Source organism: Chitinophaga sp. CC14 (genome assembly GCF_048957795.1).
Lineage (GTDB): Bacteria > Bacteroidota > Bacteroidia > Chitinophagales > Chitinophagaceae > Chitinophaga > Chitinophaga ginsengisegetis.
On record NZ_JARBFY010000005.1, the window covers coordinates 402,206 to 424,755 of the forward strand.

Annotated in this window: 17 protein-coding genes; 2 read left to right on the plus strand and 15 right to left on the minus strand. The window is 47.3% G+C overall.

Going from position 1 to position 22,550, the window contains the following annotated elements:
• From PV783_RS21225 to PV783_RS21270, 10 genes are all read right to left on the minus strand, one after another.
• Entirely contained in the window at positions 1-1,095 is a 1,095-nt protein-coding gene (locus tag PV783_RS21225) for a polysaccharide pyruvyl transferase family protein (RefSeq protein ID WP_079472802.1), read from the minus strand.
• Positions 1,092-2,612: an oligosaccharide flippase family protein gene (locus PV783_RS21230; protein ID WP_079472801.1), complete on the minus strand. Its 1,521-nt coding sequence runs from the start codon at positions 2,610-2,612 to the stop codon at positions 1,092-1,094. The genes PV783_RS21225 and PV783_RS21230 overlap by 4 nt, the downstream gene beginning before the upstream one ends.
• A gap of 49 nt (positions 2,613-2,661) precedes the next feature.
• Positions 2,662-3,975: a nucleotide sugar dehydrogenase gene (locus PV783_RS21235; RefSeq protein WP_079472800.1), complete on the minus strand. Its 1,314-nt coding sequence runs from the start codon at positions 3,973-3,975 to the stop codon at positions 2,662-2,664.
• Between the two features lie 129 nt (positions 3,976-4,104).
• The gene (locus tag PV783_RS21240) at positions 4,105-6,498 is read right to left on the minus strand and encodes a GumC family protein (protein WP_336387946.1); all 2,394 of its coding nucleotides are present in this window, start codon (positions 6,496-6,498) and stop codon (positions 4,105-4,107) included.
• 17 nt (positions 6,499-6,515) lie between these two features.
• Positions 6,516-7,331 (minus strand): polysaccharide biosynthesis/export family protein, encoded by an 816-nt coding sequence (locus PV783_RS21245; RefSeq protein ID WP_079472798.1) that lies wholly within the window; start codon positions 7,329-7,331, stop codon positions 6,516-6,518.
• A 43-nt stretch (positions 7,332-7,374) separates the two neighbouring features.
• The gene (locus PV783_RS21250; protein ID WP_420989469.1) at positions 7,375-9,177 is read right to left on the minus strand and encodes a polysaccharide biosynthesis protein; all 1,803 of its coding nucleotides are present in this window, start codon (positions 9,175-9,177) and stop codon (positions 7,375-7,377) included.
• A gap of 968 nt (positions 9,178-10,145) precedes the next feature.
• On the minus strand, positions 10,146-10,718 hold the full coding sequence (locus PV783_RS21255; RefSeq protein ID WP_420989470.1) for a LutC/YkgG family protein: 573 nt from the start codon (positions 10,716-10,718) through the stop codon (positions 10,146-10,148).
• Complete coding sequence (locus PV783_RS21260; RefSeq protein WP_420989471.1) at positions 10,715-12,091, minus strand: lactate utilization protein B; 1,377 nt, start codon at positions 12,089-12,091, stop codon at positions 10,715-10,717. The genes PV783_RS21255 and PV783_RS21260 overlap by 4 nt, the downstream gene beginning before the upstream one ends.
• Positions 12,072-12,827 carry a (Fe-S)-binding protein gene (locus tag PV783_RS21265; protein WP_420989472.1) on the minus strand — a complete coding sequence of 252 codons (756 nt, stop codon included), beginning with the start codon at positions 12,825-12,827 and terminating at the stop codon, positions 12,072-12,074. Before PV783_RS21265 ends, PV783_RS21260 begins: the two co-directional genes overlap by 20 nt.
• 364 nt (positions 12,828-13,191) lie before the next feature.
• Positions 13,192-15,432 (minus strand): helix-turn-helix domain-containing protein, encoded by a 2,241-nt coding sequence (locus tag PV783_RS21270; RefSeq protein WP_420989473.1) that lies wholly within the window; start codon positions 15,430-15,432, stop codon positions 13,192-13,194.
• Positions 15,433-15,552: 120 nt separating this feature from the next.
• Between PV783_RS21270 and PV783_RS21275 the strand changes: the two genes are divergently transcribed.
• The gene (locus PV783_RS21275) at positions 15,553-16,506 is read left to right on the plus strand and encodes a nitrilase family protein (protein WP_420989474.1); all 954 of its coding nucleotides are present in this window, start codon (positions 15,553-15,555) and stop codon (positions 16,504-16,506) included.
• A gap of 471 nt (positions 16,507-16,977) precedes the next feature.
• Here the strand turns inward: PV783_RS21275 and PV783_RS21280 are convergent, their stop codons facing one another.
• A complete protein-coding gene (locus PV783_RS21280; RefSeq protein WP_420989475.1) occupies positions 16,978-17,697 on the minus strand; it encodes a hypothetical protein in 720 nt (239 codons plus the stop codon).
• A 157-nt stretch (positions 17,698-17,854) separates the two neighbouring features.
• Positions 17,855-18,046 (minus strand): cold-shock protein, encoded by a 192-nt coding sequence (locus PV783_RS21285; protein WP_079472790.1) that lies wholly within the window; start codon positions 18,044-18,046, stop codon positions 17,855-17,857.
• A 259-nt stretch (positions 18,047-18,305) separates the two neighbouring features.
• On the opposite strand from PV783_RS21285, the gene PV783_RS21290 reads away from it, so the two are divergent.
• Positions 18,306-19,589, plus strand: a complete 1,284-nt coding sequence (locus PV783_RS21290; protein WP_420989476.1) for an MFS transporter — start codon at positions 18,306-18,308, stop codon at positions 19,587-19,589.
• Here the strand turns inward: PV783_RS21290 and rpiA are convergent.
• The 3 genes from rpiA to PV783_RS21305 are packed head-to-tail and all read right to left on the minus strand — an operon-like array spanning position 19,555 to position 22,541.
• A complete protein-coding gene (rpiA, locus tag PV783_RS21295) occupies positions 19,555-20,256 on the minus strand; it encodes a ribose-5-phosphate isomerase RpiA (RefSeq protein ID WP_420989477.1) in 702 nt (233 codons plus the stop codon). The two genes, PV783_RS21290 and rpiA, sit on opposite strands and share 35 nt — an antisense overlap.
• A gap of 27 nt (positions 20,257-20,283) precedes the next feature.
• Complete coding sequence (locus tag PV783_RS21300; protein WP_420989478.1) at positions 20,284-21,528, minus strand: NAD(P)/FAD-dependent oxidoreductase; 1,245 nt, start codon at positions 21,526-21,528, stop codon at positions 20,284-20,286.
• An 11-nt stretch (positions 21,529-21,539) separates the two neighbouring features.
• Entirely contained in the window at positions 21,540-22,541 is a 1,002-nt protein-coding gene (locus PV783_RS21305) for a 4-hydroxyproline epimerase (protein ID WP_079472786.1), read from the minus strand.
• Positions 22,542-22,550: the final 9 nt, after the last annotated feature.

The window sequence follows — 22,550 nt, forward strand, 5'->3', positions numbered from 1 at the left end:
CTACGGTTTAACATTGTTGAGCATCAGATCATTAAATGTTCCACGGATCTTCCGGCTGTATTCCGTAGGCTGGTTTCCCGGCAAAATATATTCCTGGTGAAAGGATTTTAATTTCTGCGAAATCAGGTAAGCCTTCACGGTGCATTGATGTTTCATGGCTAAGATCAATGCGTGCATTCTGCCGGAATACACATCGGAAGCGGATTGGTACAGCTGCTTCAGGTCATTGACAGAAGACAGTTTTGCCACCGGCAACTCCAGGTGATAATTCAGTTTTATATAATTCCGGAAAGCAATGGTTTCGGCCGCATCGGTGATGGTAGTATAAAACAGCTCTACAGATAATCCTGCATCCAGGTATCCTTTTACCACTGCAAACCACTCTTCATAGTAATCTGCATTGGTTTTACCGGGCTGGTTATATTTTGCAAACACCTCGTTAAAACTGGTAATTCCTACCAGTGCTTTCCTGTTTGTATTTCCTTCTTCAATCCTGTTTTTACCGCTGTAAAAAGCGATGTCCGGCGTGAGCACTGCTTTGTGGCCAAACTTTTCAAACAGGGATGCTTTGGAATAACTGTCTCTGACCCAGATGAGGTCTGCCTTTGACAATGCTTTTGAGAACAGGGACTGTTCCTTTGCATTGAAGGTAGTACCCACTCCCACGCCAATGATATAAATTTTCGCACGGGTAAATTTCTTTACCAGGAGCGTCCACCAATACATGGCAATTGCAAAGCGGCTGGGATAGTCTTTTCCTGATGATTCAATCAGTTGTCCGCCGCCAATCACCACGATGTCGTAGTTTCCTTTGCGTAATTTGGCGCGGATATGTTTATAGTTGATACCGATCCAGTATAAACCAGCCAGTTTCAACTTTGCTTTTTTTGCAAACGACAGCGCAGGCGGTGCTATAGCGCCTGTTCCTGCTTCCAGGTAATTATATGCCGGCATGCTGTTCATACCCGGATTGGTGAAATAGGCAAAATCTGTACTGAAATCGCTATCCCGCAATAAACTGGTCATGCTTTCACGGATGGCCTGATCACCCAGATTATTGGAAAACCCTTCATTAATGATTAACGCCTTTTTCATATTTGTCTTCTTATCAATTTTCCGATCAATGATCGCTGATCTTTATTTAAACTTACAAACCAGGCAAAAGGAACACTGCCAATGCCAATTATGATAGCTGATACCATCAGCCCACCCCAGGAACCGGGCAACATGAATTTCCTGCACCCCCACGATAATAGCAGTACCCACACAAACAATCCGCATCCACGCAAAATACTGGGATAATAAAACCAGGGTTTCTGCTCCAGGATCCTGGCAGCATAGGTGGGTGAGAATATCAGGTTCTTCACCGTTAATAATACTGCCGATACAATGGCTACGCTATAGATGCCCCAGTTAAAATATTTTATGACCAGTATGCCTAACACCAGGTTCAGTATGCCACAGAAGAAGGACGTGAGTCCCGGTACTTTTACTTTGTTATATACCGAATTGATAGACAGTATGGGCAATACTGACAGGTTAAAGATCAAATGACCGGTCAGCAGGATCATGAGCGGGTAAAAATGGGTGAACTTTTCACCTACCCACAACCGGAGAATCACATCCGAATAGGCAACGATAATACCTATTGGAATAGCCAGTACCAGACCCATTGCCACCACCGAATACTTCGAAAACTTCAGCAGGTTGCTGAAGTCTTTATCTGCATAATATTTATATACCACTGGTGTAAATATGGCTACAAATACCCCTGCAAATGAACGTAATAACGTGTGCCACTGGGCTACGGTACTGAATTCACCGGTAGCTGTGGCTCCATAGTAATGATTCAGTAAAATGATGTCAATATTGATAAAGAGCAAGGTGCCTATCTGGTTAATCACCAGCCAGAAACTCATGGAGGCCACATATCTCACTATCTTCTTATCAAAACTGGCCATCCGTAATTTCAGAAACGGAAATTTCCGGATGATCCAGATCAGCGCTGCTGCAAATGACACCAGTGAAGCCAGGAAGAAGGAAACTCCTATCAGGCTTAACTTTGCCGAAGTATTCAGCAGTAAAAAGATCAGCGCTGTTCTTACCACTATTTCCAGGATGGCAATGATGCGTTGGATATAAATTTTATTCGACGCAAATGCCGGTACCAGGAAAAGTCCGCGGATAAAGGTGAGTACGAAAGAGGTGATAATGGCGATGAACACCCACCTCATTTCTCCCACGGCGTATCCGCGATAACTGATGATGCTGTCTATTTTATATAAGAACCAGCCTATCAGCGGCAGGATAGCAACAATTAACAGGGTGGCTGAAATGATGGAGGATGAATAGATGGCGTTTGAAGACGCATGATCATCCTTTCTCATTGCCAGTGTAAAGTTCCTTCCTACCGCCGCGTCAATAGCAATGGTAATGATAGACAAGTATGAACTGAAAGAAGTAGCCAGTGCTATGATACCATAGCCATCCACACCGATCTTCGCGATATAAAAAGGTACTACTACCAGCCCCAGTAAAATATTTAAAACCAAAGCCAGAAAGTTAGTCCCTAAGTTTAGCGACATCTCATAGCTCACCCCTTTCGTTGACATCAAATATCAATTTCCAAATTATTTATATATGTTTCTGCGTTAACTGCTTTTAGAGCCTGCCGTCTACCAGGCTTCTATCTACACAAGCTTTGGTATCAAAAATGACCCCGTTGTTACGTCTGTACTTCAGGTAATCAAAGGTTAAAAACTCTTTATGTGCTACTGCTACGATGATAGCGTCGTATACAGCGCCTTTATCAATAGCGTTTAAGATTTTCACGCCATATTCTTCTTCCACTTCTGCGGGATCAGCCCAGGGATCGTAGATATCTACATTCAGACCGAACTGTTTCAGTTCGTGATAAATATCCACCACGCGGGTATTACGTACATCCGGGCAGTTTTCCTTGAAGGTAATTCCCATGATGAGCGCTTTTGATCCTTTGATTTTATGATCTTTATCGATCATCAGTTTCACTACCTTATTGGCTACGAAGTGACCGATATGATCGTTTACACGGCGGCCGGACAGGATCACCTGCGGGTGATAGCCTACAGATTCCGCTTTGTGTGCGAGATAATAAGGATCTACACCGATGCAGTGACCACCCACCAATCCTGGCTTGTATTTCAGGAAGTTCCATTTGGTGCCGGCGGCGTCGATAACGTCGTTGGTATCGATACCTATCCTATCGAAGATCAGCGCCAGTTCGTTCACAAATGAGATGTTCACGTCGCGCTGTGCGTTTTCAATAGCTTTGGAAGCCTCGGCCACCTTCAGGCTTGGCGCCTTGTGGGTACCTGCTTCAATGATAGAACCATACAGGGCATCCACTTTATCTGCAATTTCAGGGGTAGAGCCGCTGGTTACTTTCTTGATCTTTGTGAGGGTGTTTACTTTATCACCCGGGTTAATCCTTTCCGGGGAGTATCCCACAAAGAAGTCGGTGTTATATTTCAGTCCGGATACTTTTTCAAGTACGGGAACGCAATCTTCTTCTGTACAGCCTGGGTATACGGTAGACTCATAAATTACGAGGTCACCTTTTTTCAGGATGCTTCCCAGCATTTCAGACGCTTTGATAAGCGGGCGGAGATCCGGCGCCTTGTAGGCATCTATCGGTGTGGGAACCGTTACAATAAACGTGTTATACTTTTTCAGATCTTCCACATTGGAAGAGAAAGAAAGCCCGATGTCTGATTTCTTCCCGGCTTTCAATGCTATCACGGCGGTCAGATCTTCCATGTTAGCTTCCCTGGTACGGTCAGCGCCCGCAGCCAGTTCTTTTACTCTTTCCTTGTTGATATCAAATCCCAACACATCGTATTTTTTGCCAAATTCAATTGCTAACGGCAAACCAACATAGCCCAGGCCTATAACGGCAAGATGGATATTCTCAACGCTGTTGCTAATCTTAACCATAAAATATTTGTCTGTCTTTTATTTTTTTAAGTCTTTTAATACAGTCCTGCCATCCATCCAACTGATAAGTACAGGGTATATCCGGGGCAAAATGGCGATGCATACACGAATATACATAATATCGTAATGCTATTTCCCGTCCAGCACGGCCCGTTTCCTCCATTTCCCCAGGAAACGCTTACCACCGCCGTCTTCATTGCCGTAACCGTACCCGTATCCATACCCGTAGCCATAGCCGTAGGCGCTCTTATTCTTCACATCATTGATAACGATATTGATCCGGGGCAGTTTACGTTGCAGGTACAGGTCTTTAGAAATCTGCAGCTGCTGTTTGAAAGTAAAGCCGTGGCGAACCAGGTACAGGGTGGCATCCGCATAGCGGGCCAGTACCTGCGCATCTGTTACCAGCCCTATCGGGGCGGAGTCGATCACGATATAATCAAAGCGTTCATTCAGTTCTTTAAACAACGCTTCTGTCCTTTGCTGCAATAACAGCTCGGTAGGATTTGGCGGAATAGGACCGGAACTGATGATCCAGCAGTTTTCATGAATCCCTGATGGCCTGATCAGCGCTTCCATAGAAGTTTTACCGATGGCGTAAGTACTGAAGCCTTCGTGGTTGGGCAGGCCCAGTCGCTCTGCGATCTTAGGCTTGCGCAAATCCATTTCCATCAGCACTACCTTCTTTCCTGAAAGGGCCAGGATGGCCGCCAGGTTGGTAGACACAAAGGACTTTCCTTCTCCTCCCATGCTGGAAGTAACAATCACCGCTTTATTACTGATATCAGATAATACAAACTGGAGATTGGTTCTTAAAGCACGGAACTGCTCCGCTACCGGCGTACGTGAATCGGCTTTGGTGACAATCATATTTGATGAAGCGTGGCCAATTTCCGCCAGTACCGGCACCGGTGTGTTGCTGGTAATGTCCTGCTTATTGAGGATCCTTCTGCTTAACAGTTCTCTCATGTACAGGTATCCGGCCGGGAGTGCTACACCCAGTACCAGTCCTAACAGAAGGATGAGGATGCGTTTTGGTTTGAAAGGCAGTGCATCGCTTTTTGCATCGTCAATAATGCGGGCGATAGCCAGGTTAGAAGTTTTGGAAATCGCGGACTCTTCTCTTTTCTTCAGGAGAAACAGGTATAGTTCCTGTTTGATGGCCTGCTGACGGGAGATGTCCAGGAATACCCTTTCTTTGGCAGGCACCTGCCTGATTTTCTGATTGAGGGCGCTGGCGTTCTTTTGCTGTTCTTCGATACCCACCTGGATACCTCTTTTCAGGGAAGCCAGGTTGCTGAGCAGGTCGGAACGGATGCCTGCGAGTTGCTGGTCCATATTCACCACTACCGGGTTGGTAGTTGTGCTGGACATCAGCTGGCGTTCCCTGTCGAGCTGCAGGGTGTTATAACGCTGTACCAATCCTACAAAGGTAGGGTCCTGTACAATGAGGGAGGAAGGCACTACCCTTTTATTGTTTTCGGTGTCGCGCATATATTGTTCCAGCGACTCTACCACGTTTAACTGTACCTGTTGTTCCAGTAGCTGTTTGCGGGCGTCGCCGGTACCTTCTACCAGTAATTTCGACTGTGATTCAATATCTGCCAGTTCATTATCCTGTTTGAACTGCTGTATATTTTTTTCTACCCCCGACAACTCCTGTGTTACAATAACAAGACGGTTGTCGATGAAGGCGATGGTGCTGTCGGCAATACGGTTTTTGTCTTCCACACTTGCTTTCAGGTAAGTGGTCAGCAGGTTGTTCAGCACTTTTTCTCCTTTTTCAGGAATCCGTGCATCTAAACTCAGATCGATGGTACTCACCTGTTTATTGGGAATACGCACATCCAGCAGCAGTTGGTAATTAGCCGTAGTTTCATCTACAGACGCCACTTTGACGGTGTAAGCCGACCGGGTGAAAGGAAACTCTGTACGGGTTATTTTTGCCACGCCTTCCTGGAGGTGAAGCGTATCATTCCAGGCAGCGGTACGTGTACCTTTTTTGCCGGACAATTCAAATTTATCATTCCCCAATGGCGTAATAACATAAGAGGTTTTGTTAATGGTATCATTGAGGGAAAGCCATTGCAATGAAAAAGGAAGGTTACCATATTGCTCGGATTCTTTCACTCTTCCATCTACAAAATAAGATGTGTTCAGTTGCAGGTTGTTCACTACCTTCTGCATGAGGGTACGTGACTTTAATATTTCCACTTCATTGTCCACGCTGCTTTTATTGGAAAAAACTTCCAGCTGTTGCAGTATCTCCTGACCGGGGATATCGCCACCTTTCTGGTCATCCTTCACCAGTACTTTAGCACTGATTTTATAACTTGGAGTGGCGTAGCGGAGATACAACCACGCAGCAGACACACCCATTATTATGAAAATAACAAACAGGTACCAATGTCTCATAAGGGTATCCAGTATATAACGGGGGTTGATCCCACCGTCTTTTTCCGGCTCCCTTGCCTCGTGCCCATTTAAATGAGCTGCGTGATTCGTAAAGATATGCTCTGGCATATTTTCTTATTAAAAAATTAAAAATTAATTCTCGACACCGCCACGATCAACAGTGATAAAACAGATGCCAGGATTGAAATACGTTTTACCTGTGCAAAGTCCGTACTGGACACTTTCGATTTATTAGGTTCTACATATACTACATCTCCCTGATGCAGGTAAAAGTAGGGAGACGAAAAAATATTGCTCTGGTTCAGGTTCAGTCTTACAAATTCCTTCTTTCCATTATTATCCCTGATCAGTAGTACATTTTCCCTTTTTCCGTAGATAGTAAGATCGCCGGCTGCGCCCAGTGCGTCCAGTAAAGTTACCTTCTCATTGGGCATCACATAGGTAGAAGGCTTGTTCACTTCTCCCAATACGGTGATCTTAAAATTGGCAAACCGCACGTTTACTACCGGATCTTTATAGTAGGTAGCTGCTTTTGTTTTGATCTCTTCCCTGACGCTGTCGGTTGTTTTGCCCTGCACCATTATTTTACCAATCAATGGCAGTACCACATATCCGTCTTTATCTACCAGGTAGCCGCTTACTGCTGCGGCAGCGGGTGCTGCAGCGGTATTACCGCTTACCGGCACTGCTGCGCCGGATTGATTCAGCATGGCGGTAGCCGTTGGATCAAGCGTTTGGATGGTTATCTGTAAGATATCATCTGCCTGGATTAACGGCGTTGAGTAAGTGGCCTGTTGTATTTCATGTTGTTTGATAGTATCCGGTACATCTCTGAAATACGTAATGTTTTTTGGCGCCGAACAGGACGTGATAAATAACGTGACCACCCCCGACAACACCATTAATAATCCTTTAAAATCTCTGATAGATCGCTCACACATATTGATTGCTCTTGTTTCTTATTTAGTAATGAATACCGGATGATCAGATGATCATCTTTCCCTTATCAAGTTCTTCATAAGTAGAATTTTTGCTGATGAACTCCGGTACCAGTTGTTTCATCCTGGCCACCGTTGGCGTGAGATAATGTTTCCTGGCAGATTCTATCAGTTGATTCACTTGTTCATTCACCTCCGTAAAATCTGATGCACGTACTTTGGCAATCATAATTTTTTCGTGGTAAGTGGGTAAGGTATTCTCTGCATTGTTCAGTAATTCTTCATACAGTTTTTCCCCCGGGCGTAAGCCGGTGAAAACGATCTGTATATCTTTTCCGGGTTCCTTGCCGGACATACGGATCATTTTACGCGCCAGTTCCGCAATCTTCATGGGTTTACCCATATCGAACACGAATATTTCGCCTCCCTGTCCCATAGAACCGGCTTCCAGCACCAGCTGGCAGGCTTCGGGGATGGTCATGAAGTAACGGGTAATATCCGGATGGGTAACCGTTAGCGGGCCACCCTTTTCAAGCTGTTGTTTGAAACGTGGAATTACAGATCCGTTTGAGCCCAGTACATTGCCAAAACGGGTAGTGATAAAGCGTGTGGGAGGTGTACCATACACCGGTCCTATTTTCTGGTATTTTTCATTCAGATGGTTATTGAACGACTGGGAGAAGATTTCGGCAATACGTTTGGAGGCGCCCATTACATTGGTAGGGTTCACCGCTTTATCCGTAGACACCATGACAAATTTCTCGGCGCCGTATTCCACCGCCAGTTCCGCTACTATTTTAGTACCCAGTACATTATTCATTACTGCGATGGAAGGATTTTTTTCCATCATGGGTACATGTTTGTAGGCAGCGGCATGATAAACGATTACCGGCGCATAGATTTCAAACAGTTGCTGCATCCGTATACGGTCGCATACATTACCGATAAAAGGAATCACCGGAACCCCGCTGATGGCTTCCGCCAGTTCCAGCTCCAGTTCGTGCAGCGGCGATTCTGCTTTATCACAGAGTATAACTACCGATGGTTCATATTTTATTACCTGTCTTACAATTTCACTACCAATAGAACCGGCAGCTCCTGTAACCAGGATACTCTTTCCTTTCAGTTCTTTACTGAGCTGTACGTTTTTGATGTTGATAACAGATCTTTCAAGAAGATCTTCTATGTTGATATCCTTTAACTGGATACCGCTATTGGTGTTACCTTCTGTCCACTGGCTCACGGGAATGATTTTTTGTACACGTATGTTTAATGCGATACATTCTTCTACGAGTTCATTGAGATGTGTCCTGTCCAGGTGATCTTCCGGAATCAGCAACAAAGTTGCCTTTGCCTGTTTTACGAGCTTATACAGTTCTCCTTTGCGGGAAGCGTAGATGGGTAATCCTTCCAGCGACTTACCGGCATGTGCATTGGTGTCTGCCAGGAAAGCGGTGATACGGATATCAGAGTGCGGATCATCGCTGATCGCTTTCCGCAGCATGAGACTGGAATGTCCTGTATAATAAATCGCAGCACGGGTTCTGTTCACCGCGCGGAAATTATTATAATATTTGAAGATCCATTTCACCAGCAGGCGGTAGGATAACAGGAGGAAGGAGCTGATGAAGAAGTTGATCAGGATCACAGACATGGGAAAAAGCGCCTGTTCCCGATCCAGCAGATGGCTGTAGCTGACAGCGAGATAGATACCACAGCTGATAATGTTCAATGCTGCAATACGCCCGATATCAGCGAGGCTGGTAAAACGGACGATTCCCCTGTAAGTGTGCAGCAGCAAAGATAACGCGAGCGTTACAGCTCCGGTAAGCAATGCTATCTTTTCCAATGGAAACAAAACAATAGCAGATGCATCAAAATTTAGTCTCAGGAGAAATGCTAAATTGATTGCGATGACAGAGCACCCCAGGTCTAACAGTAAGATTAGCCATGACGGGGTAATCCATGATGAATTACGCACCATAGGTTCAATAATAAGATATGGTTATTAAATATAAGCTCGCCTGTTCAACTAAGGTCGCGCAAGTTTCAAGGTTTTCATAGAGGCGCTTAGTTAGAATACAGGACGGAGAATTAATTGATTATAATCTTTCTTTCGGTTTTCAAAGTTAGCGCAAGATAACTACTAAAAATGAAAAGTTCTGTTATGAAAAAGTAAACTGTTAAATTTTTTTTTCAACGTTCTACTCTTCTGAAAGATTAATCACACAAAGCACTTCCGAACCCCTTTTAACAAAGCGATTATGACTACCATTTTTCCTATGGGCTATCTGCTCAAACACTGGTCTGTTGGCACATAACGACAAATAACCCCGCCGGATAAACGAAAAATGCGGATCAGCCAATCATGCTGTCCAGTTTGCATACTATTAAAGAAAATTTTCCTGTGATGCTACATTGGTGGTGATGCACCCCGATCTTTTGCTGTAACGACTTGTTCTGATGCCGCTCTAAAGTGTTAAATAGATGAAACATGGTCTTTCAATTTTTCTGGTTAACGCAGCTGCTAAAAATATGGCTATAATAATATGGTTAAAAAAATCACTGCGCTATCGATTCTTGCAACGCACGCAATTGAACAAACACCATACCAATTTAAGGGATCTGTTTAATTTCCCGGCCTAAAGTTAATGAAGTATTTATTATACTCCTTTAATTGTTAAAAAATAACGAAAATATTCTGTAGATAATTATAGCATACTCACTCAGGATGCCTCACTAAAAAACGGACTCACCGGTTACCGGTGAGTCCGTTTTTTTAGTGAGTATAACGTAATGGCGTATACGTAAAAGATATTACCCGGCGGTAATAAATACGACCAGGCTCTTCGCCCCATGTGCGCCCAGCACCAGCGATTGCTCGATGTCTGCTGTTTTGGATGGGCCTGCAATAAATACCCCGAACCCGGTTTGCGGCGCACCGATCTTTTCATAAGCCTCATGCATGGTAGGCAGGAGCCTGCCGGCTGGCAGTACAATGGCCAGATGCTGGCAGATAAAAGGTAATACCCTTACCGGTATTTCGGCTTCAGTAAGCCATATGGCGCCGTTTTCCGCTACCCCCCACTGACCGGGCACAACCGCCATATCCACATCTTCCAGCAGGTGCGGATCTTCGTTTATCCATGCACGTTGTTCATCCCCTACCCTGATAATACGCTGCAGGCGCGGATAATGCTCCGCCAGTAATGCTGGTATTTCACTTTCATCCTTTATCTCAAACAAACTGCCGCCTAATCCTTCCAATACTTTGCGGTAGGCCTCCAGCGTACCCGGCATATTACCGGATAATCCTTCTAAAGACGGCAATACGGAAGCCTCCGGTTGATGTTGCTTCACAGCGGCTAATATCTGGTCCCTGCTGCTCATGATTTTTTATTTTTTTCGTACCACTGGGAGAAGGATTGCTTCGGCGGAGCCGGCATCTCCCTTTGTTTATACCAGGGATTTAAACGGTTATTTACCATACCGGGGAAAGCGCGCATTACCCATCGGCCCATTTTACCGGCGGTCCGGTAAACAGCGGGCGTAGATAACACGCCGCTCATTGCCTTCATACTGGCTGTTTTTGCAGCCGTAGTATAGCCTTCCTTTACCAATACCTGCCGCCACTTATACAGCTGCTGGTGAATATCTATTTTCACCGGGCATACATTGGAGCAGGAGCCGCACAGCGTAGATGCAAAGGGGAGGTCGGCATAATCCTTCATATCGAGGTTAGGCGCCAGAATAGCGCCAATAGGGCCCGCTACAGCGGTATGATAGCTATGTCCACCGCTGCGGCGATATACCGGGCAGGTGTTCATGCAGGCGCCACAACGGATGCACTTCAGTGAATTGCGGAAGTCTTCCCGCCCCAGCTGCCTGGAACGGCCATTATCCACCAGTACAATATGCAGCTCCTGGCCGGGCCGGGGCTGCCTGAAATGACTGGAATAGGTGGTAATGGGCTGCCCGGTGGCGCTACGGGCCAACAGGCGCAGGAACACTCCCAGGTGCTTACGCTGCGGGATTACTTTTTCGATGCCCATACAGGCAATATGCACATCTGCAAGGTGCGCGCCCATGTCGGCGTTACCTTCGTTGGTGCATACCACCATTTCACCGGTTTCCGCTACTGCGAAGTTCACACCGGTGATCGCTGCTTTGGCCTGCAGGAATTCCTTCCGCAGGTGCTGCCTCGCGGCAGCGGTCAGGAATTGCGGGTCTGCATTACCTGCGGGCGTACCCAGGTGTTCGTGGAACAGCTCTCCTATCTCTTCTTTCTTTTTATGAATACAGGGCAGTACAATATGACTGGGCGGCTCTTTGGCAAGCTGCACAATCCGTTCTCCCAGATCGGTATCAATTACCTCGATGCCATTGGCCATGAGGTGAGGGTTCAGATGGCATTCTTCCGTGAGCATGGACTTACTTTTCACGAGGTGATGCACCCCGTGTTTTTTCAGTATGCCTGTTACGATCTGGTTATGCTCTTCCGCATCTGCGGCCCAGTGAACGATGGCGCCATTCTGTATTGCCTGTTGTTCAAACTGTACGAGATAATCGTGCAGGTTGCCCAGGGCGTTCAGCTTGATGGCGGAAGCGGTTTCCCGCAGCTGTTCCCATTCCGGGATGCTCCAGGCCATCTTATCCCTTTTGGCGCGTACCCACCAGAGGGTTTGGTCGTGCCAGTCCACCCGCGGCTCATTCTCGTTGAACTTGTCTGCCAGCGTGGCGTGATCAGCTGTTTGCCTGTTCATGGATATTCTGATTGAGAATTTCTGCAATATGCATCACCTTTACCCCAGCGTGCTGCCGGCGTAAAATGCCTTCCATGTGCATGAGGCAACTCACATCTGTTCCGGTGATCACCTCTGCGCCATGTTTAACGTGATCGGCTACACGATCTTTTCCCATTTTTACGGATACGGCTTCCTCGGTAACACAGAAAGTGCCTCCAAAGCCGCAGCACTCATCCTGCCGGTCCAGTGGCACCAGCTCCACTCCTTCCACCATACGCAGTAACCGCTCCGGTTTGGAGAAAGGCGCCGCCACCAGTTCACTCATCTGCGCAAGGGCGAGGCCACGTTGACCGTGACAACTCTGGTGCAATCCTACTTTACAGGGGAAACGGGCTGTCAGCTTTTCTACTTTGAGTACATCTGTGAGGAATTCCGTGAGTTCGTAGATCCGTTCACGTATATGAGTAGCTGCTGTTTCTGCTGCCGGATCGTGCAAATGATCTTTGATATGCAGCACACAGCTACCGGAGGGGCCTACAATATAGTCGTAGTCAGCAAAGTTTTTAATGAACAGGCTATTGCACTGGTGCGTAAGATGTTCGTATCCTGAGTTAGCCATTGGCTGGCCGCAGCAGGTTTGCCCCTGGGGAAACTCCACTTCACAACCCAGTTTCTGCAGCAGCTGCAGGGTGGCAATGCCTACCTGCGGGTAGAACTGGTCAATATAACATGGTATAAATAATCCTACTTTCACGGGTAAAGTAATTTAAATGATCATTGCTGACCTGCAAATTTAGCGGGCAACGCGACAGTAATCCTCCCTCTTTTTTACCGGTTACTGGCTTATTTTTCACTGATCCAAATTAAAGCAGTGTTTGGAGGTTGGCAACCCGGTCTGTCCTGTTGCGCGCCTTCGGCGCTTTTAAATTGTCTTGGAGCAGGATTACGTTGATTATAATGATTTATCAGATTTGATCATATTTGATTTTTAAGGATTAAGGGAGATATTCGCTTATATCTCCCTTAATCCTTAAAAAAATCCCAAAAAATAAAATCAAGGTAATCAGTATAATCAACGTAATCCTGCTCCAAGACAATTTAAAAGCGCCGAAGGCGCGCTAATCGTTCATGATCTGTTCTTCCTGTTTCTTTTTGAGATACCATTGTACCACGCGGATTTCAGCGAAAGTAGCGGCATCGCCTACTCTTTCCTTGATGGGACCCGCGGCTGTGGCGCCCAATTCGCCGATATGCTTGAGGATAAGGCGCATGGTGCGTTCGGTAACAAAACGGTTGATGTCCATTTCACCGGCTTCCACGCATTGGGCCAGGTGGCTTTCAATGGTACTGATGGCGAGTTGGCGCGCCGTGGCAATATCGGGGATAGATTTACCGGCGAGGTATAGTTCCAGTGTACCGCGACGGCTGCTGCCCTTTTCTACTTTGCCTTTGGCAGCTTTTTCCTTGGCAGCGGTAACAGGCGCCGCGGCGGCGGCGGCATCCGCGTCTCTGAGTTTGGTGTAGTCTTTTAAACCGGTGGTAAAGTCCAGGTCAGCATAGGATACTTCCCAAACGTGCCGCAGCTTATTCCAGCAATCGGCTTCGAGGGCCATGAGCTGGAGGAGATATTTTTTCGACTTTGCTTTTTTCACATCAGCGATGTGTGTTTGCAAAGGCTGGATAAGATCTTCATAAATACTTTGGGTAAAATAGCCGATGGCTTTATTTACCCGTAGCTTCAGCTGTTCCATTTCCCCTGTTTGCACTGCGGTATCCAGCAGCTGGTGCAGCTGTGTTACAAACCGGGCCGCTACTTCCTGTTGCTGCTCTACTTTGGCAGACATAGCGCGGCTTAGTTTAATGGCTGCGTCGAAGTCGGGGAGCTTTTTATCCTGGATCCATACGGCGTGGCTGCGGATGGTGGCCTGCATACGGTACCAGTCGAACAACTGCAGCAGCGACGTAGCCTGGAACTTTTTCTTTTCCATTTCCAGCAGCACTACCAGTTCATTGGCTTCGTTTTCTTTTTCTGCAAATTCAATTACCTGTCGGTCTGTTCTGATGCTGCCGTGCCCGATGCGGGAATGCAGTACCAGTCCATCGAGTGAAGTACAGCGGCTCAGTGCCACGTATACCTGCCCGGGTGCGAAGGCGTATCCTGCGTCGATGATGGCGCGTTCAAAGGTAAGGCCCTGGCTTTTGTGGATGGTGATGGCCCATGCCAGGCGTATCGGGAACTGGGTAAAGCTGCCTATTTCTTCTTCCTCAATGCTGTTCTCATCCTGGTTGTAGGAGTAGCGGATGTTTCGCCAGGTTTCCTTTCCCAGTTTAAGCTCTTCATGGGAGCCTGCGAGCACCAGCATAATTTCATCGTCGTTGATTTCCTTTACAGTAGCTATTTTGCCGTTGTAATAACGACGGGGTTGCGCCAGGTCGTTTTTGAGAAACATCACCTGTGCGCCAACTTTCAGTTGCAGCAATAGTTCTGTAGGTAATGCTTTGTCGCTGAAATCCCCTTCTATCTTTCCTTCAAAGCGATATACTTTTCCGGGCATATCTGCCAGTCGCCGGGCATTGATTTCATCGGCCTTCCGGTTATGGGTGGTGAGTACGATGTACTCTTCGTCTTCTCCCTTAAAATTCGGCTGATAATGTTCATTCAGCAACTGCAGGTCTTCGTGCAGTACTTCATTATTGCGGATCCGGTTCAGCACATCAATAAAGTGCTGTTCATTTTGCCGGTAAATTTTCTTCAGTTCAATATACAGTGGCGGCGCCTGTTCTATTACTTTGGCGGCAAAGAAAAAGGTGCTGTTGTAATATTCAGAGAGCATGCGCCATTCTGCATCCGGCACCACCGGCGGGAGCTGGTACAGATCCCCGATAAACAATACCTGTACACCGCCGAAAGGCAGCAGTGGTTTATTGCGGAAATGGCGGAGGATCACGTCGATAGCATCCAGCATATCGCAGCGCACCATACTTACCTCATCGATGATGAGTAATTCCATTTCCTGCAGCAATACTTTTTTATCGTTGGTGAAACGAATATTGCGGAACAGGCCGTGTTTATCTGTACTGCTGATTTCATCCATTCCAAATCCTCTTTTAGTGCCGGGAATAAAAGGTCCGAAGGGCAACTGAAAGAAAGAGTGCATGGTAACACCACCGGCGTTGATAGCGGCTACTCCTGTAGGCGCTACTACTACCGTGTTTTTACGCGTATGTTCTTTGATATATTTCAGGAACGTAGTTTTCCCTGTACCGGCTTTACCGGTAAGGAAGATATGGCGGTGTGTGTGGTTTATGAAATCTGCCGCCAGGTGAAAGATAGTATTTGTATTATCCGGTTGGGGCATTTGCTGTTAAATTGAAAGGGCGAATATACAGAAAAAGTGGCGAAAACGGCGGAGATATTGCGTGTAACCAAATGTAAAGTATCTTCGTTTTACTTTCCGTCAACAAAAAACTTTTTTCACATGAACGATATCAGAATTGCTACCGCGCAATTTGAAAACAGGAGTAATGATAAAGCCTATAACCTGGGTGTTATCCGGGAGTTATCCCGGCAGGCCGCTGCCGACGGCGCTGATGCGGTGGCTTTCCACGAGTGTTCTGTGACGGGTTATACTTTTGCCAGGAATTTATCGCGGGAGCAGATGCTGGAGTTGTCGGAGATAATCCCCGGAGGTCCGTCTATCAAGGCGTTGCAGGATATTGCTGCTGAAAATAATATTGCCGTGCTGGCGGGATTGTTTGAAAAAGATGCAGACGATAATTTATTCAAAGCCTATGTATGTGTAGATAAAAACGGGCTGGTAGCGAAGTACCGCAAGCTGCATCCGTTTATCAATCCGCATCTGCAGCCGGGAAATGAATATGTTATTTTTGATCTGAAGGGATGGAAGTGCAGTATGCTGATTTGTTACGATAATAATATTACGGAGAATGTACGCGCAACGGCCCTGCTGGGCGCCGAAATCATTTTCATGCCGCATGTAACCATGTGTACGCCATCTACACGGCCCGGTGCGGGTTTTGTGGACCCGGCGCTCTGGGAAAAACGCCGGGAAGACCCTACTTCGCTGCGACTGGAATTTGACGGTATGAAAGGCCGTTCCTGGCTGATGAAGTGGTTGCCCGCGCGTGCGTATGACAATGCGGTGTATGCCGTTTTCTCCAACCCTATCGGCATGGACGACGACCAGCTGAAAAACGGCTGCTCCATGATCATTGATCCGTTTGGTGATGTAATTGCAGAATGCCGGAAACTGGACAATGACGTAGTAACGGCCACGCTTACACGAAATAAACTGACCGAAGCCGGTGGGCACCGGTACCGGTTGGCGCGCCGGCCCGATTTGTATGGAGAAGTGATTGCAGCGGCGCATACGCCGGTACAAAAGGTGGTATGGCTCCAGGAAAAGGAGTAGATACGCTATGGCAGCAGCGGAGGCGCTGCTGATACGGCATTCCTGACCGGCAGCACGGGGACTTGATAATTTAAACTAAATTATAATACAAATAAAAAAACACGATTGGTTGCGGGTTTTAGCCGATTGGCCCTAAATAAAACCGGGAAATCCATCTGGCCGGTTATCTTTGCAACTCCTGACACATGTTTACAGAGCTTTAAGATAACCCGTTTTTTAGCTTCTTGTATAAAAGAACCGTTCCCTTGTGGAGCGGTTTTTTGTTTTCCGGGACGGGGGTGTGCAGCGCCTTCGGCGCTTTCAAATTGTCTTAGAGCAGGATTAAACTTATTATGCTGATTTCACTGATTTGGCTATCAGAGATAGTTATTATTGTGTGAGATGGATATACATAGCTATTACAGGGATATTACCTGGAGATGGGATAGGAAATACAGTGGAGATGGGGATTACATGGAGTGAACGTGGAGTTCACGTGGAGGGGACGTGGACTTGATCGGGAAACGCACTGCCAGTAGGGGTTCCGGCGGTTTTTATTTTGCTGGTTATGGGGGGTACCACGTGCATGATATCGGCGGCGGTGAAACGGCGGCTGGCCAGGGCGGCCTTGTTAGCGGATGTATTTATTTGTAATACGTGCAGCAATGTACCGTGGCCACTGAGGCGTGTATCCAGTGCTGCGCCTTGAAAGGGCTTACTTAAATCGATGGTGACCACCTTTGCGCAGCTGCTGATGATGCGCCGTTGCATAAAGCTGATACGGACAGCAATAGCGGTGATATGGAGGTGTGTGGCATTGCCCTGGGGAAGCAGCTCCTGTGCGGGTATGTTCCAGGTTCCGGAGGGCGTTAACACCGGTTGCCGGCTAAAAAACTGTTCCACCGCGGTATGCCTGTTGAACCGGAAGCCCTGCAGTTCCTGCATGCCGTTTTTCCCGGCCCGGATCAGTGCTTTGTTGAGGCGGTTCACGCAGGTATCGTCCGGCATAATATCCAGCAGCGGGCCAATGGCGTGCCTGATCAGCTTCGCCTTTGTGCTGGCTATGCCGAACTCGCGGGCAGATTGCCTGGTAGCGCCGGTTTGCCGCACTGATTGCGCCATTGCGCGGATAAAATAAATTCCATTTCTCCGGTAACCTACCTGGTTTTCCAGCTTACCGGTAAAAAGGACGATCCCTGTTTGTTTTGCCATCGTTTGATAAATCTGTTTCCTTAAAATTACGAAAACAGGCTGGCCGGAGAGACAGGAAGAAGAGACTGAACAAAATGAACAGCGCGCAGGATTACATGCATAAAAAAACCGCCCTGGCAAAGCCAGCGCGGTTTATAACGAACTATTATAAAATAAATTATGCCAGTCTTACGTTAACAGCATTCGGGCCTTTTCTACCTTCTTCCACGTCAAAAACTACGCGGTCATTTTCGCCGATGCTTTCTTTGATACCAGATACGTGAACAAAAATTTCTTGTCCTGAACCTTCGATTTTAATGAATCCAAAACCTTTAGCTTCATTAAAAAATTTTACTACACCTGTTTGCATTATATTTAATATTTAATTGTGAACGTGTTCTCGCCATTATTACAGCAGGCGGCTACCTGGGCAACTAGAAGAAAGACTGTAAGAAAAAGCTGAATGTGAAGAGGTGATCTACCAACAGAATTGAAATACATTATCCTTAAGAAGCGGTACGAAGATAAATGATTTCCTGAATACAACCCTAATTTATTTTAAACTTTTTCTTCGCCACTATGGCCTGCTGGCTCATAATTCCATATTAAAATATATTTTCGCATTCTATATGAAACATCCTGACGCATGGCGGATAAAAGCCATATTAACCGGTTCTGCCGGTAACCTCGTAGAATGGTATGATTGGTACATTTACGCCACGTTTTCACTCTATTTCGCGCCGGTCTTCTTTCCGAAGGGCAGTTATACCGCCCAGTTACTCAATACGGCAGCCATATTTGCGGTGGGTTTCCTGATGCGGCCCATTGGCGGCTGGATGTTTGGCCGCATTGCCGATAAACAGGGGCGTAAAGCCTCCATGACGCTCTCCGTGCTCCTGATGTCGCTGGGTTCCCTGCTCATTGCATTTACGCCCTCCTATAACAGCATTGGCCTGGCGGCGCCCGCGTTGCTGCTGATAGCGCGCCTGCTACAGGGCCTCAGCGTAGGCGGCGAATACGGCACCTCCGCCACCTACCTCAGCGAGGTGGCCACCAGAGATCTGCGGGGTTTTTACTCCAGTTTTCAGTATGTAACGCTGATAGGCGGGCAGCTGGTGGCACTTGGTGTGCAGATGCTGCTGCAGAAGGTATTCCTTACGCCGGCCCAGCTGCATGAATGGGGATGGCGTATCCCGTTTGTGATTGGCGCCGCGCTGGCATTTTTTGCGCTCTACCTGCGCCGGCATATGCAGGAATCCACTTCTTTCGAAAAAATAAAAGCAACAAAAGATAAAGGCTCCCTGAAACTGCTGTTTAAAAAGCATCCCCGGGCAGTGATGACGGTAGTGGGATTAACGATGGGCGGCACACTGGCCTTCTATACCTATACTACTTACATGCAGAAGTTCCTGGTAAATACCGTGCATCTGACCATAGAACACGCCACTACCCTCACCTTCTTCCTCATGCTCATCTTTGCCATTTTGCAACCGCTCTTTGGCTGGATTTCAGACATCTATGGCCGGAAGCCTTTGCTGATCGGGTTTGGTGTGTTAGGGACAACATTTACCGTTCCTATTTTAACGGGTATCAGTCATGCTACCTCCGAATGGACGGCCTTCTGGCTTATTTTAATGGCGCTGCTGATTGTAAGCGGTTATACCTCTATCAATGCCGTAGTAAAAGCGGAAATGTTCCCCGCGGAAGTGCGGGCGCTGGGAGTTGGTTTCCCCTATGCCATTACGGTGGCGCTTTTTGGCGGCACCGCGGAACCTATTGCGCTTTACTTTAAAAAGATAGGATACGAACCGCTGTACTATTGGTATGTAACCATTTGCATTTTTATTTCGCTGCTGGTATATGCTACTTCGCGGGATACTAAAAAGATGTCTTTGCTTGATAGGGATGCGTAATTTCCCTGATGGAGCCATCGGCATTACCGATGATCAACCGGGTAGCGTAGTGGAGAAATAATCCATTTTCCACTACGCCGGGAATATTATTCAGTTGTGCATGCAGCGCTGCCGCATTATGTATTTTCTGATAATGGCAATCGAGGATATAGTTGCCATTGTCCGTAACAAAACGGTTGTTATCTTTTAAACGTAAAACAGGATGCGCTCCGAGCGCCGCCAGTTGTTTGAAGGTAAGCTCCCATCCAAAGGTGGTTACTTCTACCGGCAAAGGAAATTTGCCCAGGTGCTTTACCAGTTTTTTTTCATCTATCACTACCAGCATCTCTTTTGATGCTGCTGCGATAATTTTTTCCCGCAGCAATGCGCCGCCCCCTCCTTTGATCAGTTGCAGCTGCGCATCTGCTTCATCTGCCCCATCTATATCAATATCTATCTTCTCAACCTGTTCAAAATCTACCAGGGGAATCTGCTGCTCTATGGCCAGTTGCTCCGATTGTGCGGAAGTAGCCACCGCCTTTATATCAAGGCCCGCTCTAACTAACTCGCCTATACGCAGAATTGTATAATACGCTGTGCTGCCTGTACCCAAACCAACGGTCATACCAGGCTTAATATATTCAGCGGCTTTTTCGCCTGCTGCTTTTTTACCGATATCTGTTTGCATGGAACAAATATAACTATTCGCTGTTAGCTAACGATATCTTGCGGGAGAAAATGCAGCAATATCCATACTGGTATTGGAACCATTAGCCAGTTCCGCCAACAGCTTGCCCGTAGCGGGTCCCAGGCTGAGGCCCATCATAGCGTGACCGGTACCGATCAGCAAATTGGTGTGGGAGGGCGCATAACCGATATAGGGCAGGCCATCCGGTGAACAGGGGCGGCAACCGCTCCATACCTGTTTTTTATCGGGTGTTTGTATAGGGAGATTGGGGAAATACCGGTTCACTGAATCCACGATTCCGGCCACACGGTTCATGTTTACCTGGTCGTTCACCGGCGCTACTTCCATGGTACCACCGTAACGTAAACGATTACCCATTGGCGTTAGTGCCACCCGTGCTTCACAAAGAATCGCCGGGATATTTAAGTTCACGGACGGCGACTCCAGGGTAACTGAATAGCCTTTACCCGGCATCATGGGAAGACGTTCACCCGCCAGATGCGCTACAGCAGGGCTCCAGGAGCCGGTTGCCAGTACAAATACATCTGCGGTATGTGTTTCCTGCCCGGTTATTACTGCCGTTACTTTATTGCCGCTGGTTTTGATTTTTGTTACTTCGCGCTGTGGCAGGAACTTCACCTGTTTTTGTTCCAGGTATTGTTTCAGTTGCTGCATCAGGTCGTTGGGATAGAGATGGCTATCGCAGCGATAATGCACGCCGCCCAATACATCCAGCTGTACCTGTGGTTCCAGTGCCTGTAGTGCGGTTTTATCCAGTACTACCGCGTCCAGTCCCATTGTATTGGCCTGGGCGGCGAGGTGTGCTTCTTCTTCCGCCACCGCAGCGGTTTTATAGTACATGATAATGCCTTTGCGCTCCAGTCCGAAGTTAAACCCGGGCTGTTGCGCCAGCGATGTATACAACGAGCGGCTGAGTAAATTGATATCCCTCAGTGGCAGCGCGGAGGCTTCTACATGCTTTACCGTAGCGCTTTTCATGAATTTAAGCCCCCAGCCGATGAGTTGTTTATTCAGCGAAGGCTTTACATAAAAAGGGCTTTTGCTGCTAAACATCCACCGGATTCCCTGTGAGATGATGCCCGGTGCAGCCAGTGGTACAAAATGACTTGGAACAATCATGCCCATATTTCCATAGGAGCAGTTGTTGCTGAAATCTCCTTTATCGAGTACGGTTACTTCCCAACCGCTTTCGTTCAGATAGTAAGCGGTACAAAGGCCGATAATTCCACCACCGATGACGATTGCTTTCATGTTTTAATAAGTTAGATCACCTGGAATCCGTGTACATACGGGTCGTCGTCATCCAGTATAATAGTGTTATAGCCGGTTACCATTGCCCAGCCTTCGATACCCGGTACAATAGCGGGTTTCCCGCCAATGGTGGTTTCTGCTTCAATGGTGCCCGTGAATTGTGAGCCGATGATGCTTTCATGGATGAAACGGTCGCCTGCTTTCAGTTTTCCTTTGGCGTGCCACTGTGCCATCCTTGCGGATGTGCCGGTACCGCAGGGGGAACGGTCAATGGCTTTATCGCCATAAAACACCGCGTTACGCGCCGTTGCTTCCGGGCTGATAGTGGCGCCGGTCCAGAGAATATGACTTAATCCTTTGATATGCTCATTTTCCGGATGCACAAAGGAATAGTTTTCGTTTAGTCTTTTCCGTAATTCGCGGCTCCAGGATACCAGTTGATCGGCCGTATGATTTTCCAGTCCTTTGAAGTTTTCCTGCGGGTCTACTATTGCGTAGAAGTTACCGCCGTAGGCCACATCTACTTTCAGCAATCCGAGATCGGGGCACATCACTTCCAGGTTTTCTGCAGCGAGAAAAGATTTCACGTTGGTGAGCTTTACGGATTTCACCTTCTTCCCTTCCTGTACATAGCTCACCAGTACCAGTCCGGCTGGTGTTTCCAGTCGCAGCTGGCCGGGAACCTTTGGAATAATAAGCCCCTGTTCAATGGCGATAGTTACGGTACCGATGGTACCATGACCGCACATTGGCAGGCAGCCACTGGTTTCAATATATAATACGCCGGTATCGTTTGCTTCATCAGTGGGCGGGTACAGGATGCTGCCGCTCATCATATCATGGCCGCGGGGCTCAAACATGAGCCCCTTACGGATCCAGTCGAACTCCTGCAGGAAATGCAGGCGTTTCTCCATCATGTTGTTTCCCTTCAGCACGGGGCCACCGCCGGCTACCAGTCGAACCGGGTTGCCGCAGGTATGCGCATCTATACAAAAAAAAGTCTTGGTCGACATAATCATTTA

Excerpts from the sequence above, each read along its gene's own strand:
- PV783_RS21305 (WP_079472786.1), bottom strand. The coding sequence starts at position 22,541 with ATGTCGACCAAGACTTTTTTTTGTATAGATGCGCATACCTGCGGCAAC.
- PV783_RS21280 (WP_420989475.1), bottom strand. The coding sequence starts at position 17,697 with ATGGCAAAACAAACAGGGATCGTCCTTTTTACCGGTAAGCTGGAAAAC.
- PV783_RS21235 (WP_079472800.1), bottom strand. The coding sequence starts at position 3,975 with ATGGTTAAGATTAGCAACAGCGTTGAGAATATCCATCTTGCCGTTATA.
- PV783_RS21275 (WP_420989474.1), top strand. The coding sequence starts at position 15,553 with ATGAACGATATCAGAATTGCTACCGCGCAATTTGAAAACAGGAGTAAT.
- PV783_RS21300 (WP_420989478.1), bottom strand. The coding sequence starts at position 21,528 with ATGAAAGCAATCGTCATCGGTGGTGGAATTATCGGCCTTTGTACCGCT.
- PV783_RS21290 (WP_420989476.1), top strand. The coding sequence starts at position 18,306 with ATGAAACATCCTGACGCATGGCGGATAAAAGCCATATTAACCGGTTCT.
- PV783_RS21240 (WP_336387946.1), bottom strand. The coding sequence starts at position 6,498 with ATGCCAGAGCATATCTTTACGAATCACGCAGCTCATTTAAATGGGCAC.
- PV783_RS21285 (WP_079472790.1), bottom strand. The coding sequence starts at position 18,046 with ATGCAAACAGGTGTAGTAAAATTTTTTAATGAAGCTAAAGGTTTTGGA.
- PV783_RS21255 (WP_420989470.1), bottom strand. The coding sequence starts at position 10,718 with ATGAGCAGCAGGGACCAGATATTAGCCGCTGTGAAGCAACATCAACCG.
- PV783_RS21260 (WP_420989471.1), bottom strand. The coding sequence starts at position 12,091 with ATGAACAGGCAAACAGCTGATCACGCCACGCTGGCAGACAAGTTCAAC.
- PV783_RS21230 (WP_079472801.1), bottom strand. The coding sequence starts at position 2,612 with ATGTCAACGAAAGGGGTGAGCTATGAGATGTCGCTAAACTTAGGGACT.
- rpiA (WP_420989477.1), bottom strand. The coding sequence starts at position 20,256 with ATGCAAACAGATATCGGTAAAAAAGCAGCAGGCGAAAAAGCCGCTGAA.
- PV783_RS21225 (WP_079472802.1), bottom strand. The coding sequence starts at position 1,095 with ATGAAAAAGGCGTTAATCATTAATGAAGGGTTTTCCAATAATCTGGGT.
- PV783_RS21245 (WP_079472798.1), bottom strand. The coding sequence starts at position 7,331 with ATGTGTGAGCGATCTATCAGAGATTTTAAAGGATTATTAATGGTGTTG.
- PV783_RS21270 (WP_420989473.1), bottom strand. The coding sequence starts at position 15,432 with ATGCCCCAACCGGATAATACAAATACTATCTTTCACCTGGCGGCAGAT.